The organism is Methylorubrum populi (assembly GCF_002355515.1).
In the GTDB taxonomy this organism is placed as follows: domain Bacteria; phylum Pseudomonadota; class Alphaproteobacteria; order Rhizobiales; family Beijerinckiaceae; genus Methylobacterium; species Methylobacterium populi_A.
This window is the reverse complement of record NZ_AP014809.1, coordinates 5656517-5670524: the sequence shown is the minus strand read 5'-3', so window position 1 is coordinate 5670524 and position 14008 is coordinate 5656517. Positions and strand designations below refer to the sequence as shown.

The following is a 14008-nucleotide window of genomic DNA, read 5'->3' as shown; positions in this document are numbered from 1 at the left end:
GGATGACGGTCCGGGTCCTACTCAGACGAGGCTGCGCTCGATCGTCTCCTCGTCGCAGACGACACCCGCCGTGCCGGCGAACTCCGCCTCGCTGGCATGGGACGGCGGCAGGTCCCGCTTCTCCCCTAATCCGGGCGAGAAGCTGGCCATGAAGGTGCGCATCACGTGGGCGACCCCGGCCTCGGCAATGCTGCGCTGGTCCTCCTCGTAGTAGCGTCCGCCATTGGTGTGGCTCGTGATGATCTCGTAGGAGGGGAAGTAGACGAGGCGCGGATCGCCGCGCTCGCACACCTCGCCGGCTGCGGCGCGCAGCACCGCCTTCGAGTGCGCGTTCGCAACGAGGACGTGCCCGTCGCGATAGGTCGCGATCAGCGGAACCGGCGAGACCGTGAGGATGACCCGTGCTGCCGCGTTCACGCTCCAGAGGCGATCAAGGAATCCGGACACGTCCGCAGTCACCTCTGCCGTGCTGGCATTGACGAAGGTCACCTCGTCCGGGTCGAACCGTCCGCCGGCGACGCCTGGGGCGAGGGAGAGCGCCGCCCCATCGGCGCGGCAGCGCCAGCCCTCGGTCAGGCCGAGCGTCACGACCAGCACGTCGAGGCTTTCGAAGAGCTCGCGCACGCGGGCGAGATGGAGGTCGCGCGCTTCGATCACCGCCGCCTCGTCGGCAAAGCCGTTGGGCTCGATGGTCGGGCGGAAGGGATCGACGAAGCGTCCGTCCTCCCGCCGCCACGCCTTAAGGTCCGGATCGAACGCGCCGAAGGCGCGGTCGAAGAGCTGCACGAACTGGCGGGGACCGTAGAGATTGCCGTAGCGGGCGGAGAAGGTGCCGTACTGGCGCGACGACGCGTCGGCCGCACTCATTCCGTCCGGTGCGGTTTCCGTGACGTGATAGTGGAAACCACCGCGTGCGAGCGCCTGCGAGACGCGCTGCGCGAAACAGGAGCCGGCGGTCGCGACCCTGTCGGTTCGACCGATGCGGAAGACGTTGCGGGGACCCGGATCGATGGCGAAGGGCGGCACGCCCGCCACCGCCTTGCGCCAGAACCGCTCGGCCGGTAGATCGCGGTAAGGGTTCATCGCCTGATCCGATCCTGCACGCCCGCCCACAAGAGGCCGCGCGCCGCTTGGCCCCGCTCCCCGCCCTTTTCAAGCCGATCGTCCCGGCCGTCCAAGCTGCTGCGGCGCGCCGGTTCTCCTCGCGATCCTGGGCGAGACCATGGCGACGGTCGCCGGGCCGCCCGCGCATCGCAGTGATCGGCAATTGCCAAGCCACCGGCCTCGCCCAGTCCCTGCGCCTGTTGCTGCCGGGCGTCGAGGTCGAGGCGATCCTCGTTGCCGGGCTTGCCCCACGGTTCGGGCATATCGATCGGCTCGCGCTTCATCTGAGAGAGGCCGACCATGTCTTCTCGCAGTTCTTTCCCGTGGGCTTCGTCGCGGGCGGCAACGTCCACGGGCTGGCCGAGCGCGTGCCCGGTCTCCGGCTGTTTCCGACCGTCCTGTTTTCCGGCTTCCATCCCGATCTCGTTCATGTCGGCGACGAGGCGAGCCTGCGGCTGTCGCGGCTGATCGCCTCGCCGATCGGACCGTATCACTCGGCGATCGCGCTCCAGGGCTACCGCCTCGGTCTCAGCGTCGAGGCGACCTTGCGGCTCTACACCGGGCCCGTCTTCGAGCGCCTCGGCTATTTCGACCTTTGGAAGCTGAGCGCGGAGTATCTGCTGCGCACGGCGCGCGACGTCGGGTTCGGCCTGGATCGGGAATTCGCGGTCTGGAGCCGTGGCGGCGTGTTCATGCACGTCATCAACCATCCCCGCCTTCACGTCCTCGGCGACATGGCACGGCGCCTCGCCCGTGAATCAGGCTGCGTTCCGCTCGACATTCCCGTTGAGGCCTACGCCCCGGATACGCTGACGACCGAACCGGTCTGGCCGGTCCTGCCTGCAATCGCCGAGCGATACGGCGTGCCGGGCTCCACTCTGTTCAAGGGTGATGGCCGCCGCGCGCCGCCGCGCCTGCTCGATCTGCCCGAATTCGTCGCCGAGAGTTTCGCTCTCTATGCCCGGCACCGGCCGCAGGATCTCACCTGCGCGCGTCTCGACGCGTGGGACACGGAGCCCGGCATCCGCGCGCTCTTCGACGCGGCAGGGTAGGGCACCCCGCCTCGCGCCCGTTCAACCGGCGGCGCGGCGCCTGCCGTCACCGGGGTGCGCGGCCATCACGCTGGCGAGCTCCTGAATCTCGCGCGCTTCGAACGGCTTGCGGAGATAGATGCTGCCGGGGACCGTCCGGCCCTCGACCTGCGCCGCCGTCGACGCATAAACGATTGGCCGCTGCGGATGTCGCTCGCGATAGGCGCCGGCGACGGTCCAGCCGTCGATCAAGCCCGGCAGAACGATGTCGGTGAACAGCCAGTCGATCGACTCGCCTCCGTCTCGCAACACCGTCAACGCGGCCTCGCCGCTGGAGGCGGCCAGAACGCGCATGCCCTCCCGCTCGCACAGCCGCGTCAGCATCTCCAACAACAGGAAATTGTCCTCGACGATGAGCACGGTCGTGGCTGACCACATGGCCCTTATCCGGTTTCGGGGTGTGCTCATCACACGGTTGAACAGTTAATGCTTCGTTAACTCGCCGGCTGCATAGCAATCTTTCGCAAAGCTGAGCAATCGAATGAATCCGCCCGCTCCGCCTCAGCCCGACTTGCCCCGGGGGGCCGCCTTCGATACCGACACGCTCGCCGAGCTGGAGGACCTCTTCGGCCGCTCGCATCTCATGGAGCTGCTCGACGTCCTCGACCGCGAGATCGCGGCACGCCTCGACCCGCCGGCGCTGGAACCGTCGCAGCTCGCGCAGGACGCTCACATCCTGGTCTCATCGAGCGGTGGGCTCTCCTTCCACGATCTGTCGGGAGCCTGCGCGGCCCTGGAGCGGGCCTGCCTCAGCGGCGCCGAGATCGCGGTGCCGCTCGGCGTCGCCGTTCACGCCGCCCGCCATGCCCGGGACGCGATCGCCACCTTGCGCGCGGCCTGACACCCGATTTGCTGACCAACCTGTTGCTGCGTCGCAACATCGACGGGCAAAGCAACGCTGAATCGGCCCGCGCCCCCAGGACGCCGCAATTCTTGGCTGAACACTGACCTCGCGCTGCGGTCGAGCTTGAACCGGTCTCGGATCTCGCCGTCCCGGCCGTTTCACCCGCCGGGCGACCCGTCTCACGGGCAGACAGCGGCCTCAGCACATCCGTGAGAGACACTTAACCAACCGCGGCTACACCACCTGGAACGAGAACGTCCTCGGCCGAAGCGCAACCGCGTGCGGCCATCGAGGTCTCATCCCAGCATCAATTCGGGGTTGGTCTCGGTCGCCGTGCGATCGTGGCGAGCACCGGAAGGACAACCGACACGGCTTGGCCGTGAGGAGACAGACGATGTCGACACCCGCGCGCTTTCGTGGGCTTTCCCTGACGCTGGCACTCTGCGCCGCCCTCGGGCTCGGCGCCTGCAGCAAGGACAGCGATCTCGCCGACGCCTCCGGCTTCGGGGCAGGGGGCGCCGGCGGCGTCGCACGTCCCGGCAGCGCCCAGGATTTCGTCGTGAACATCGGCGACCGGGTGTTCTTCGAGTCCGACTCGACGGATCTCACGCCGACCGCCACCGCGACCCTCGACAAGCAGGCGTCCTGGCTCCAGCGATATCCGCGCTACAGCTTCCTCATCGAGGGTCACGCCGACGAGCGCGGCACGCGCGAGTACAATTACTCGCTGGGTGCCCGCCGCGCGCAGACGGTTCAGGATTATCTCGCCTCCCGCGGCATTGCTGCCTCGCGGATGCGAACCGTCTCCTACGGCAAGGAGCGTCCGGTGGCGGTGTGCAACGACATCTCCTGCTGGTCGCAGAACCGCCGCGCCGTCAGCGTCCTCGACGGCGGCGCCGGCTCCTGACACGGGCCGAGGCCCGGTTTTGCGGCCGACCGGGCCTTCTGCTAACGGGTGAGCGTGGCTCGTCATAAGTCCGGTGATTCACCTTATCCGCTCTGGCCGCGATGGCGAGGCGGAGGATTGGCGAGACACGAAGACGGCCGCGAGCCAGATGACTGATCGGTGCCAGCCGCCATGTTCCGCCGCCTCCTCCTGACCCTCGGACTCGGCCTCTCGATCTCGTCGGCGGCCTTGTGCGCCGCGCAGGCGCAGGACGCATCCGAACTCGTGGTGCGCCTGAACCGCCTTGAGAACGTCTCGCGGCAATTGTCGGGACAGATCGAAACGCTCCAGTACGAGAACCGGCAGCTCAAGGAACAGCTTCGGAAGTTCCAGGAGGACGTCGAATTCCGCTTCCAGGAAGGAAAGGGGAGCGCTGCCGCACCCGCCCGCAAGGCACCAGCGCCCGCCGCATCGCCCCCCTCGGCCGCCCCCTACGGCACCAATCCCGGCGAGGGACGACCGGGCAAGCGCAGTGACGCCTTCGACCCCACCCAGAACCCGAACGCCCCGGGCGCTCCGAAGCCGCTCGGCACGACTCAGCCCTCGCTCCCGCTGCCGACCGGCGCCATTGCCGAGGCCGAGGCGCCCCTGCGCCGCTCCGTCCCGCCGACGGTGGCGGATGCGGAGGTGGGTACGGCCGATGACACGGATCTGCCGCCCCCAGGTTTCGGCGGGCCGGTCGATCTCTCGCCGCCGCCCGTGCGCACCGGGTCGATCAATCCGGTCGAGGCGCCGGCGGGCGGCGCGAGCATCGCCGCCACCGGCAGCGGCGACGCGCAGGCTGATTTCGAGGCGGCCTACAGCCTCATCCGCGAGCGGCAATACGAGCAGGCCGAGATGAGCCTGCGCCAATTTATCCAATCGCATCCCCGCGACCGGCTGGTCCCGAAGGCGACCTACTGGCTCGGCGAGAGCTACCTGCAGCGCAATCGCTCCCGCGAGGCCGCCGAGCAGTTCCTGAAGGTCTCGACCGATTACGCGAACTCGCCCGTCGCTCCCGAAGCCATGCTGAAGCTCGGCGCATCCCTGCACGCCCTGGGCGCCAAGGCGCAGGCCTGCGCCACTCTGGCCGAGGTCGAGCGGAAGTTTCCGGGTGCGGGCGCCGGCGTGCGCCAGGGCGTCGAGCGGGAGCAGAAGCGCGCCCGCTGCGCCGCTTGAACGAGGCGCCCGACGCCCTCGACGAACGGCTCGCCCGCGCCCTCGCCCCGCTTCTCGACAGGGCCCGGTCACCGCTCCTCCTCGCCGTCTCCGGCGGGCCCGATTCGACGGCGCTGATGCATGCGGCCCGCTCGGGAGGCGCCCGCGTCCAGGTCGCCACCGTCGATCACGGCCTGCGTGCGGGTTCGGCCGAGGAGGCGGCCGGGGTCGGTCGCCTCGCATCCGAGCTCAACCTCGTCCACACGATTCTCACCTGGAACGCGCCGCGCCGCGACAGCGGCATCCAGGCCGCCGCGCGCCGGGCGCGCTACAGGCTTCTCACCGATCATGCCGCCCGGATCGGCGCCGGCCTCGTTCTCACCGCCCACACCCTCGACGATCAGGCGGAGACGGTGCTGATGCGGCTTATCGCGGGCAGCGGCCCCTCCGGTCTCGCCGGCATGCGCGGCGAGCGCCCGCTGTCACCGGCGATCCGATTGGCAAGGCCCTTTCTCGGCATCCTGAAATCGGATCTCGTCGCTTACTGCGAGGCCCACCACCTTCCCTTCCTGCGTGATCCTTCGAACACCGACGATCGCTTCACCCGAGCCCGCCTGCGCAACCTTCTGCCATTGCTGGCCGGAGAGGGCCTGAACGCGGCCCGCTTCGGCCGGCTCGCCATTCGCGCTGCGCGGGACGATGCGGCGCTGAGGCAGCGCGCCGACGCGGTTCTGTCGCAGATCGCAGGCAGCGAGGCCGAAGAGCTTCGCCTCGACGGCCTTCGCCTGTCCCGCGAGCCGGAAGCGATCGTGATACGCGTCCTCGATGCCGCCCTCGACAGAATCGCGCCGGAGCACGAACCCCCTGTTCCGAAGCGCTTGGAGCGGCTTGAGACCCTCGTCCTCGAAGGGCTGCTGCCGGCTTTACATGAGGGGAGGGCGCTTCGCCGGACCCTGCGCGGGGTGCTGATCGGGACCGATCGACAGGGGACGATCCGCCTTTCCGCCGCGCCGCCGCGCAGGGCAGCCGGAGAGCGCCGCTAACGCTGCGTGGTGACCCTCGCCGCAGGCGCATCCGATTTACTTGGCAACCGAAGGGGCGCCGCCTACATTGGCTGCGAGCGCGTGGAGTATGCCGCGACCTTGCGGGACGACGCTCGCACGCCTCCCAGGACCGATCGATGAACCCGAATTTCCGCAATTTCGCCCTGTGGGTCGTCATCTTCCTGCTGGTGCTCGCCCTCGTGACCCTGTTTCAGAACCCGGGTCACCGCGGCGGCGGCAGCGAGATCGCCTACAGCCAGCTTCTGAACGACGCCGATGCCGGCAAGATCCAGTCCGTCACGATTTCGGGTCAGGATGTCAGCGGCACTTATGTGGGCGGCGGCAATTTCTCGAGCTATCTGCCGAACGACCCGAGCCTCGTTTCGAAGCTTCAGGCCAAGGGCGTGCAGATCACCGCTCGCCCGCCCTCCGACAACACGCCCTGGTTCATCCAGCTTCTCGTGAGCTGGCTGCCGATTCTCGTGTTCATCGGCGCCTGGATCTTCCTCTCGCGCCAGATGCAGTCCGGTGCGGGCCGCGCCATGGGCTTCGGCAAGTCGAAGGCCAAGCTCCTGAACGAGGCGCACGGGCGCGTCTCCTTCGAGGACGTCGCCGGCGTCGAGGAGGCCAAGGAAGATCTCCAGGAGATCGTCGAATTCCTGCGCGATCCCCAGAAGTTCCAGCGCCTCGGCGGCCGCATCCCCCGCGGCGTGCTCCTCGTCGGCCCGCCCGGCACGGGTAAGACCCTGATCGCCCGCGCGGTCGCGGGTGAGGCCAACGTGCCGTTCTTCACGATCTCGGGCTCGGACTTCGTCGAGATGTTCGTCGGCGTCGGCGCCAGCCGCGTGCGCGACATGTTCGAGCAGGCCAAGAAGAACGCGCCCTGCATCATCTTCATCGACGAGATCGACGCGGTCGGCCGCCATCGCGGCGCAGGTCTCGGCGGCGGCAACGACGAGCGCGAGCAGACCCTCAATCAGCTTCTCGTGGAAATGGACGGCTTCGAGGCCAACGAGGGCGTGATCATCATCGCGGCGACCAACCGCCCCGACGTGCTCGACCCGGCGCTACTGCGTCCCGGCCGCTTCGACCGCCAGATCATGGTGCCGAACCCGGACGTCACCGGCCGCGAGCGCATCCTGCGCGTCCACGTTCGCAAGGTGCCGCTGGCGCCAGATGTCGACCTCAAGACCATCGCCCGCGGCACTCCGGGCTTCTCCGGCGCCGACCTGATGAACCTCGTCAACGAGTCGGCGCTGCTCGCCGCGCGTCGCGGAAAGCGCATCGTCACGATGCACGAGTTCGAGGACGCGAAGGACAAGGTGATGATGGGGGCGGAGCGCCGTACCCTCGTCATGACCGAGGACGAGAAACGGCTCACGGCCTATCACGAGGGCGGCCACGCCATCGTCGCGCTGAACGTCCCCGCGACCGATCCGGTCCACAAGGCGACGATCATCCCCCGCGGCCGTGCCCTCGGCATGGTCATGCAGCTGCCCGAGCGCGACAAGCTGTCGATGTCGTTCGAGCAGATGACCTCGCGGTTGGCGATCATGATGGGCGGGCGCATCGCCGAGGAGATGATCTTCGGACCCGAGAAGGTGACCTCGGGCGCGCAGTCCGACATCGAGCAGGCCACGCGGCTGGCGAAGATGATGGTGACCCGCTGGGGCTTCTCGCCCGAACTCGGCACCGTGGCTTACGGCGACAACAACGACGAGGTCTTTCTCGGCATGTCGATGGGCCGTCAGCAGACGGTGTCGGAGGCGACCGCTCAGAAGATCGACGCCGAGGTGCGCCGCCTCGTCGAATCCGGCCTGGAGGAAGCGCGCCGAATCCTCGGAGAGCACAAGGACGACCTCGAGGCCCTGGCGCAGGGTCTGCTCGAGTACGAGACGCTCTCGGGCGAGGAGATCCGCAAGCTGCTTCAGGGCGAGCCGCCGGTGCGCGACTCGGGCGACGTGCCGCCGACTCCGGCGCGCGGTTCCCCGGTCCCCTCGACCGGACGCGGCCGCCCCCGTGGCAGCGACGGCGGCCTGGAGCCGAGCCCGCAACCGCAGGGCTGACACCCTGATCGTCCGAACGCGAAGGGGCGCCGCGAGGCGCCCCTTTTTTCATGCAAGCGGGCTCTGCGGCGTCGTCCCGGTCCCTGTCCTCCTGAACCTACGGATGGAACGGCCGATCATGACAGGTTCGGTCTACGTGATCGTCGGCCTCGGCGCGGCCGTGGCCGGCTTCGTTCAGGGATTGTCGGGCTTCGCCTTCGGCCTCGTCGCCATGTCGATCTGGGCCTGGGTGATCGATCCGCAGCTTGCCGCGGCACTCGCGGTCACCGGCGCCCTGGCCGGGCAGATCATCGCCGCCGTCACCGTGCGCCGGGGCTTCGACGCGGACCTCCTCGCGCCGTTCGTGCTCGGCGGCCTCGCCGGCGTGCCGCTCGGAGCCCTGCTTCTGCCGCATCTCGACATCCACTGGTTCAAGGCGATCCTCGGTGGCGTCCTCGTCCTGTGGTGTCCGGCGATGCTGCTGTCGAAGGATCTGCCGCGGGTCGCCGTCGGCGGCCGCCTCGCCGATGCCGCCATCGGCCTCGGTGGCGGCGTGCTCGGTGGCCTCGGCGGTTTCACGGGGACGCTCCCCACGCTGTGGTGCACCCTGCGGGGCTACGAGCGGGACGTCCAGCGCGCCGTCATCCAGAACTTCAATCTGTCGATGCTCACCGTCACCCTGATCGTCTACATCGCCTCCGGCCTCGTCACCCGGAGCATGGTGCCGATGATCCTCGTGGTGCTGCCGGCCATGCTGCTCCCCGCCATCCTCGGCAGCCGCGTCTATGTCGGGCTGAGCGAGGCCGGGTTCCGCAGACTCGTGCTCGGGCTTCTCACCGCATCCGGCGTCGCCCTGCTGGTCTCGGCCGTGCCCGAACTGCTCCGATAGCCGCCAGGCCGGCGAGGCCGCCCCATTTCGACCGCCTTTGTCGCGGAGCAACCGATTCACGATACCCGAGATCCGCTCCGCCGGCAGGGTCTCGATCTGGTACGATGGCCCCTGCGAGCCACGCCGAGCGCGGAGAAGCGACGTTGCGCAAACACTTCGGAACCGATGGCATCCGTGGACGGGCCAACGGCGTCATCACGCCGGAACTCGCCCTGAAGGTCGGGCAGGCGGCGGGCGTGATTTTCCAGCGCGGCGACCATCGCCATCGCGTCGTGATCGGCAAGGACACCCGGCTCTCGGGCTACATGATCGAGACCGCGCTGGTGGCCGGCTTCACCTCCGTCGGCATGGACGTGCTGCTGCTGGGCCCGATGCCGACCCCCGCCGTCGCCATGCTGACCCGCTCGATGCGTGCCGATATCGGCGTGATGATCTCGGCCTCGCACAACCCGTTCGAGGATAACGGCATCAAACTGTTCGGACCTGACGGGTTCAAGCTCAACGACGAGCTGGAACTGGAGATCGAGAGCCTGATCGACGGTGACATGCGCCGCCGCCTCGCCGGGTCGCGCGATCTCGGCCGCGCCAAGCGGATCGAGAGCGTGCATGCCCGCTACATCGAATTCGCCAAGCGCACCCTGCCGCGTCACGTGACTCTGGACGGCCTGCGCGTCGTCGTGGACTGCGCCAACGGCGCCGCCTACCGCGTCGCCCCGGAAACCCTCTGGGAACTCGGCGCCGAAGTGATCGCCATCGGCGTCGAGCCCGACGGCTTCAACATCAACCAGGATGTCGGCTCGACCGCGCCGGACGCCCTCGTGCAGAAGGTGCGGGAGCTGCGCGCCGATGTCGGCATCGCCCTCGACGGTGACGCCGACCGCGTGCTGATCGTGGACGAGAAGGGTCAGAAGGTCGACGGCGACCAGCTCATGGCGGCCGTCGCCCGCTCGTGGAAAGAGGACGAGCGCCTCACCCAGCCGGGCCTCGTCGCGACGATCATGTCGAATCTCGGCCTGGAGCGCTTCATCAACGGGCTCGGCCTTACGCTCGCCCGTACCGCCGTCGGCGACCGCTACGTGCTCGAACACATGCGCGAGCACGGCTACAATCTCGGCGGCGAGCAATCCGGCCACATCATCATGTCGGACTACGCGACCACCGGCGACGGACTGGTGGCCGCCCTGCAACTCCTCAGCGTCGTGAAGCGCCGCAACCTGCCGGTCAGCGAAGTCTGCCACTGCTTCGAACCGCTGCCGCAGATCCTCAAGAACGTGCGCTTCCGGTCCGGCGAGCCGCTGCGGGCGGACTCGGTGGTCACGGCCATCGCGCATGCGAAGGACCGGCTCGGCCAGTCGGGCCGCCTCGTGATCCGTCCGTCCGGCACCGAACCCGTCATCCGTGTGATGGCCGAGGGCGACGACCCTGACCTCGTCGCAGAAGTGGTGGACGAGGTCGTGGACGCCGTGACCCGCGCGGCGGCCTGAAGCGCTACTCTCCGTCACACCAGACCCTCGCCCTCCCTTGAGGGCGAGCCCTCGAACGGGCCGCGCCGCCAGATCCGATCTCGGGTCGGTGACCCGCAGGGCGTGTGCGCGCAGAGGGCAAAGCCCGATCGAAAGGAAATTTCCAGCCACGCCGTGCAATCGGCGATGGTACTGACTTTCTCGTGATATTATCGATCCGAGAAACGAATCAACAAGACTAAATTTTTACGTTAAGCCAGACTTAACCTTCGTAGACGATCCTTCTGCTCGCATCTCGGGCCGGCCTGATCTTTCGGCGCGCTCGACGGGTGAAGGATATCTTAATGCGCCGCCGCTCCAAAATTCCCGCACTGGCGCGCGCCCTCACGCTCCTCGCGGGCGTCGGGGTGCCCGGCCTTGCACAGGCCGCCGACCTGTTGCCGCCTCCCCCCCCCATGCCGGCACCGCTGCCCGAACCGGAGGTGTTCGCCGGTGGATGGTATCTGCGCGTCGACGGCGGCTACGGCGCGCTCGACCTGCGCAAGAGCATCGCCGAGGACGTGTCGCATCCGCCCAAGCCCTACGACTACGCCGTCATACAGGACAAGGTTTCGAACCAGTACTTTGTCGGCGCCGGCGTCGGCTACCAGATCAATCCGTGGCTTCGCGTCGACGCCACCGGAGAGTACCGCTTCCGCAGCAAGTGGAGCTTCGCCGCCGAGGATAAGACCTACGGCGATACCGGCGGCTACAACGTCACCAGTGGCAAGTTCGATTCGATCGTCGGCCTCGCCAACGGCTACATCGATCTCGGCACGTGGTACGGCGTGACCCCGTTCGTCGGCGCCGGCGTCGGCGTCGCTCATCACAGCTTCGGCGGTGTGACCGACAAGGGCTACGGGGCCTATGAGGGCGGCTACGGCATCGGCCGTCACAACGAGCGGACCAATTTCGCCTGGGCGCTCCATGCGGGTCTCGGCTACGCCGTTTCGCAGAACGTCCGCTTCGAGGCTGCTTACCGCTACCTCAACATGGGCGAGGCCACGACCGGCGTCGTCACCTGCGCTCCGGACTGCCCGAAGACGGTCTATCGGGTGAAAGACCTCGAATCACACGACGTCAAGGTCGGCCTGCGCTACCTGTTCGGCGCTCCCGTCGCGGTCGCCGCCGTCGATTACGCGCCGCCCCCGCCGCTGGTCCGCAAGTACTGATTGCCGTCTTGTTGAGATGCACTCTGCACGGCGCGGACATCGTCCGCGCCGTTGCTGTCTGCGATTGAGTGCATCACAAACCGGTTAAGGTTAAGCGGATCATAACTTTTATCGAAAAGACTACAGGTCAATCGAGTCGCGGCCATGTCCCGCCGCCATCTCCGACGAGGCTTCCCATGATCGCATCGCATCGTCTGGCGCTGGCGGCCACGCTCGCGACCGGCACGCTTATCGGGACCCTGACCGGGTCCTTCGCGCTTCCCGGAAGCGCCACCGCCGCCGATCTGCTTCCGCCGCCCCCGCCGCCCCCGGTTCGGGCCGAACCGGTGGCTATCGGCAGCGGCTGGTATCTCCGGGGTGACTTCACCCAGTCCTGGTACGACCACCCCCGCGACGACGCCATTCCCGATCCGAGCGATCCTGGAATGCCGCCCCTGGTCGGATTGCGGCTGAGCTCGGAGGGCGGCTATGGCGGTGGCATCGGCTATCAGATCAATCCCTGGCTGCGCGTCGATGCCACGATCGACCAGCGCGGCACCTCCTCCTTCCGCGGCTACTCCTCGCGCTCGGTGTTCCAGACCGGCTACAACCTCGAGGCCGGCAAAGTCGATGTGCTGACGGGCCTCGTCAACGTCTACGCCGACATCGGCACTTGGTACGGCTTCACGCCCTATGTCGGTGCCGGCGTCGGCTTCGCCGACAAGAGCATGCGCCGCAACTACACGCAGACGACCTGCCTCATCGACGGCTGCGACGGAGCCGCCGGCACGGGCCCCCGCGATCCCGCCTTCCGCGCCAATCATTCGGTCACGACCTTCGCCTGGGCGCTGACCGCCGGTGTCTCCTACGATATCGGCGCCGGCTTCAGCCTGGATGCGGCCTACCGCTACATCAACCTCGGCCGGCTTCGCAGCGGGCTGGACGAGTATGGCGGACTTACCCGTGTGAAGGATCTGGCCGCCAACGAGTTCCGGGTCGGCCTGCGCTACCGCTTCGCCGACGGCCTGCTTCCGTCTGCCGCCCAAAACTTCGGCAACTGAGCCGATCAGACCCATCTCGCTTCGACATGCGGCGTCCGGGTGAAACCCGGGCGCCGTTTCCATTTCGGGCGCCCTCGGTCAGCCGGGCACGAAGACATGAATCGGCTGCGGGCACGTCACGATATTCGATCATGATTATCGCCGATCCCGCTCGATCTGATGTTCGAAGCGACGCGCCCGTCATCGCGGGACGTCATCCAATGTTGGTCCAGCACAAAAAATTAAGGTTACCGAGTTAGTACGAATGGGTCAGCCCGGCGCCGCGACGGCCCGGTGCGTGAGGACGACGACGATGCGTATCGCGACCCTGGCTCTTCTGACTTCCGTTCTGGTATCGCCTGCTCTCGCCGCCGACCTCGATTACGGCGTCCTGCGCGGTGCGGACGACGACTATGTGGCTCCGGCTCCTTTGGTGGACTGGAGCGGCTTCTATGTCGGCGGGCATGGTGGCTACTCATCGGCCGCACTCGGCTTCAATAATGCCTTCCAGTCGATCGTCGCCAACGCGCTGCGATATACGGCTGCAGAGAACGAGATGAATGCCTCGCGGTTTCTTACGGCGCGGGGTACGCATTCCAACGGAGCAAGCTATGGCGTCTTTGCCGGCGTCAATTATCAGTTCGAAGATGTCGTCGTCGGCCTCGAAGCCGACTATACCTATTTCGGCAAGAGCGGCTCCACGTTCGATGAGATTGGCCGCGTGTCAACCACGAAGGACGGTTTCCTCAACACAGTATACTTAGCTGGTGAAGCAAGCACCAAGATTCAGGATTATGGCACCGTTCGAGGGCGCCTCGGCTACGCCTTCGATAACATTCTTCCCTTCATCACTGGCGGCATGGCGCTCGGCCGAGCAACGGTAAGCGACACGGTTGCCGTACAGAATTATGGATATGATAACGCGGCTTATACGGCCAATCAAACGGGATCGACAAAGTCTTTCATCAATCACTTTGGATACTCGAATTTCCTTCAGAGCGACCCTCCAGGCAGCACCCCGGCTCCTCCGATTGTCTACGGGGCAACAAAGAAGGTCACCGTTGTCGGACTCGCGGTGGGTGGCGGCATCGAATATGCCATCACGTCGAACTTCCTGCTTCGCGGTGAATATCAATACGTCTTGTTCAACGATTTTCAGGGTCACAAGGCCGAGCTGAATACAGTGCGCGGCGGCGCCGCCATCAAGTTCTGACGC

At 67.3% G+C, this 14008-nt stretch carries 13 protein-coding genes; 11 read left to right on the top strand and 2 right to left on the bottom strand.

Annotated features, from left to right (window positions below):
* Nucleotides 1-21 precede the first annotated feature (21 nt).
* Nucleotides 22-1083, bottom strand: coding sequence for a GSCFA domain-containing protein (locus tag MPPM_RS26395; protein WP_096487615.1), 1062 nt, complete (start codon nucleotides 1081-1083; stop codon nucleotides 22-24).
* 47 nt (nucleotides 1084-1130) lie between these two features.
* On the opposite strand from MPPM_RS26395, the gene MPPM_RS26390 reads away from it, so the two are divergent.
* Nucleotides 1131-2156 carry a WcbI family polysaccharide biosynthesis putative acetyltransferase gene (locus MPPM_RS26390; protein ID WP_096487614.1) on the top strand — a complete coding sequence of 342 codons (1026 nt, stop codon included), beginning with the start codon at nucleotides 1131-1133 and terminating at the stop codon, nucleotides 2154-2156.
* Between the two features lie 21 nt (nucleotides 2157-2177).
* On the opposite strand, the gene MPPM_RS26385 is transcribed toward MPPM_RS26390, so the two are convergent.
* Complete coding sequence (locus MPPM_RS26385; RefSeq protein WP_096487613.1) at nucleotides 2178-2573, bottom strand: response regulator; 396 nt, start codon at nucleotides 2571-2573, stop codon at nucleotides 2178-2180.
* Nucleotides 2574-2676: 103 nt separating this feature from the next.
* Between MPPM_RS26385 and MPPM_RS26380 the strand changes: the two genes are divergently transcribed.
* From MPPM_RS26380 to MPPM_RS26335, 10 genes are all read left to right on the top strand, one after another.
* Complete coding sequence (locus MPPM_RS26380; RefSeq protein WP_096487612.1) at nucleotides 2677-3036, top strand: hypothetical protein; 360 nt, start codon at nucleotides 2677-2679, stop codon at nucleotides 3034-3036.
* Nucleotides 3037-3433: 397 nt separating this feature from the next.
* Nucleotides 3434-3946, top strand: a complete 513-nt coding sequence (gene pal, locus MPPM_RS26375) for a peptidoglycan-associated lipoprotein Pal (protein ID WP_096487611.1) — start codon at nucleotides 3434-3436, stop codon at nucleotides 3944-3946.
* A 171-nt stretch (nucleotides 3947-4117) separates the two neighbouring features.
* The gene (gene ybgF / locus MPPM_RS26370) at nucleotides 4118-5143 is read left to right on the top strand and encodes a tol-pal system protein YbgF (protein WP_096487610.1); all 1026 of its coding nucleotides are present in this window, start codon (nucleotides 4118-4120) and stop codon (nucleotides 5141-5143) included.
* Nucleotides 5140-6165 carry a tRNA lysidine(34) synthetase TilS gene (tilS, locus tag MPPM_RS26365; RefSeq protein ID WP_096487609.1) on the top strand — a complete coding sequence of 342 codons (1026 nt, stop codon included), beginning with the start codon at nucleotides 5140-5142 and terminating at the stop codon, nucleotides 6163-6165. The genes ybgF and tilS overlap by 4 nt, the downstream gene beginning before the upstream one ends.
* A gap of 137 nt (nucleotides 6166-6302) precedes the next feature.
* Entirely contained in the window at nucleotides 6303-8231 is a 1929-nt protein-coding gene (gene ftsH / locus MPPM_RS26360; RefSeq protein ID WP_096487608.1) for an ATP-dependent zinc metalloprotease FtsH, read from the top strand.
* Nucleotides 8232-8349: 118 nt separating this feature from the next.
* The gene (locus MPPM_RS26355) at nucleotides 8350-9099 is read left to right on the top strand and encodes a sulfite exporter TauE/SafE family protein (protein ID WP_096488045.1); all 750 of its coding nucleotides are present in this window, start codon (nucleotides 8350-8352) and stop codon (nucleotides 9097-9099) included.
* Nucleotides 9100-9242: 143 nt separating this feature from the next.
* Entirely contained in the window at nucleotides 9243-10583 is a 1341-nt protein-coding gene (gene glmM / locus MPPM_RS26350; RefSeq protein ID WP_096487607.1) for a phosphoglucosamine mutase, read from the top strand.
* 323 nt (nucleotides 10584-10906) lie between these two features.
* Nucleotides 10907-11773: an outer membrane protein gene (locus MPPM_RS26345; RefSeq protein ID WP_096487606.1), complete on the top strand. Its 867-nt coding sequence runs from the start codon at nucleotides 10907-10909 to the stop codon at nucleotides 11771-11773.
* A gap of 176 nt (nucleotides 11774-11949) precedes the next feature.
* Nucleotides 11950-12813 (top strand): outer membrane protein, encoded by an 864-nt coding sequence (locus tag MPPM_RS26340; protein WP_096487605.1) that lies wholly within the window; start codon nucleotides 11950-11952, stop codon nucleotides 12811-12813.
* Nucleotides 12814-13105: 292 nt separating this feature from the next.
* Nucleotides 13106-14005 (top strand): outer membrane protein, encoded by a 900-nt coding sequence (locus MPPM_RS26335; protein WP_096487604.1) that lies wholly within the window; start codon nucleotides 13106-13108, stop codon nucleotides 14003-14005.
* Nucleotides 14006-14008: the final 3 nt, after the last annotated feature.

Coding starts and splice junctions, on each gene's coding strand:
- MPPM_RS26395 (WP_096487615.1), bottom strand. CDS start 1,083: ATGAACCCTTACCGCGATCTACCGGCCGAGCGGTTCTGGCGCAAGGCG.
- MPPM_RS26385 (WP_096487613.1), bottom strand. CDS start 2,573: ATGTGGTCAGCCACGACCGTGCTCATCGTCGAGGACAATTTCCTGTTG.
- MPPM_RS26380 (WP_096487612.1), top strand. CDS start 2,677: ATGAATCCGCCCGCTCCGCCTCAGCCCGACTTGCCCCGGGGGGCCGCC.
- pal (WP_096487611.1), top strand. CDS start 3,434: ATGTCGACACCCGCGCGCTTTCGTGGGCTTTCCCTGACGCTGGCACTC.
- ybgF (WP_096487610.1), top strand. CDS start 4,118: ATGTTCCGCCGCCTCCTCCTGACCCTCGGACTCGGCCTCTCGATCTCG.
- ftsH (WP_096487608.1), top strand. CDS start 6,303: ATGAACCCGAATTTCCGCAATTTCGCCCTGTGGGTCGTCATCTTCCTG.
- MPPM_RS26355 (WP_096488045.1), top strand. CDS start 8,350: ATGACAGGTTCGGTCTACGTGATCGTCGGCCTCGGCGCGGCCGTGGCC.
- MPPM_RS26345 (WP_096487606.1), top strand. CDS start 10,907: ATGCGCCGCCGCTCCAAAATTCCCGCACTGGCGCGCGCCCTCACGCTC.
- MPPM_RS26340 (WP_096487605.1), top strand. CDS start 11,950: ATGATCGCATCGCATCGTCTGGCGCTGGCGGCCACGCTCGCGACCGGC.
- MPPM_RS26335 (WP_096487604.1), top strand. CDS start 13,106: ATGCGTATCGCGACCCTGGCTCTTCTGACTTCCGTTCTGGTATCGCCT.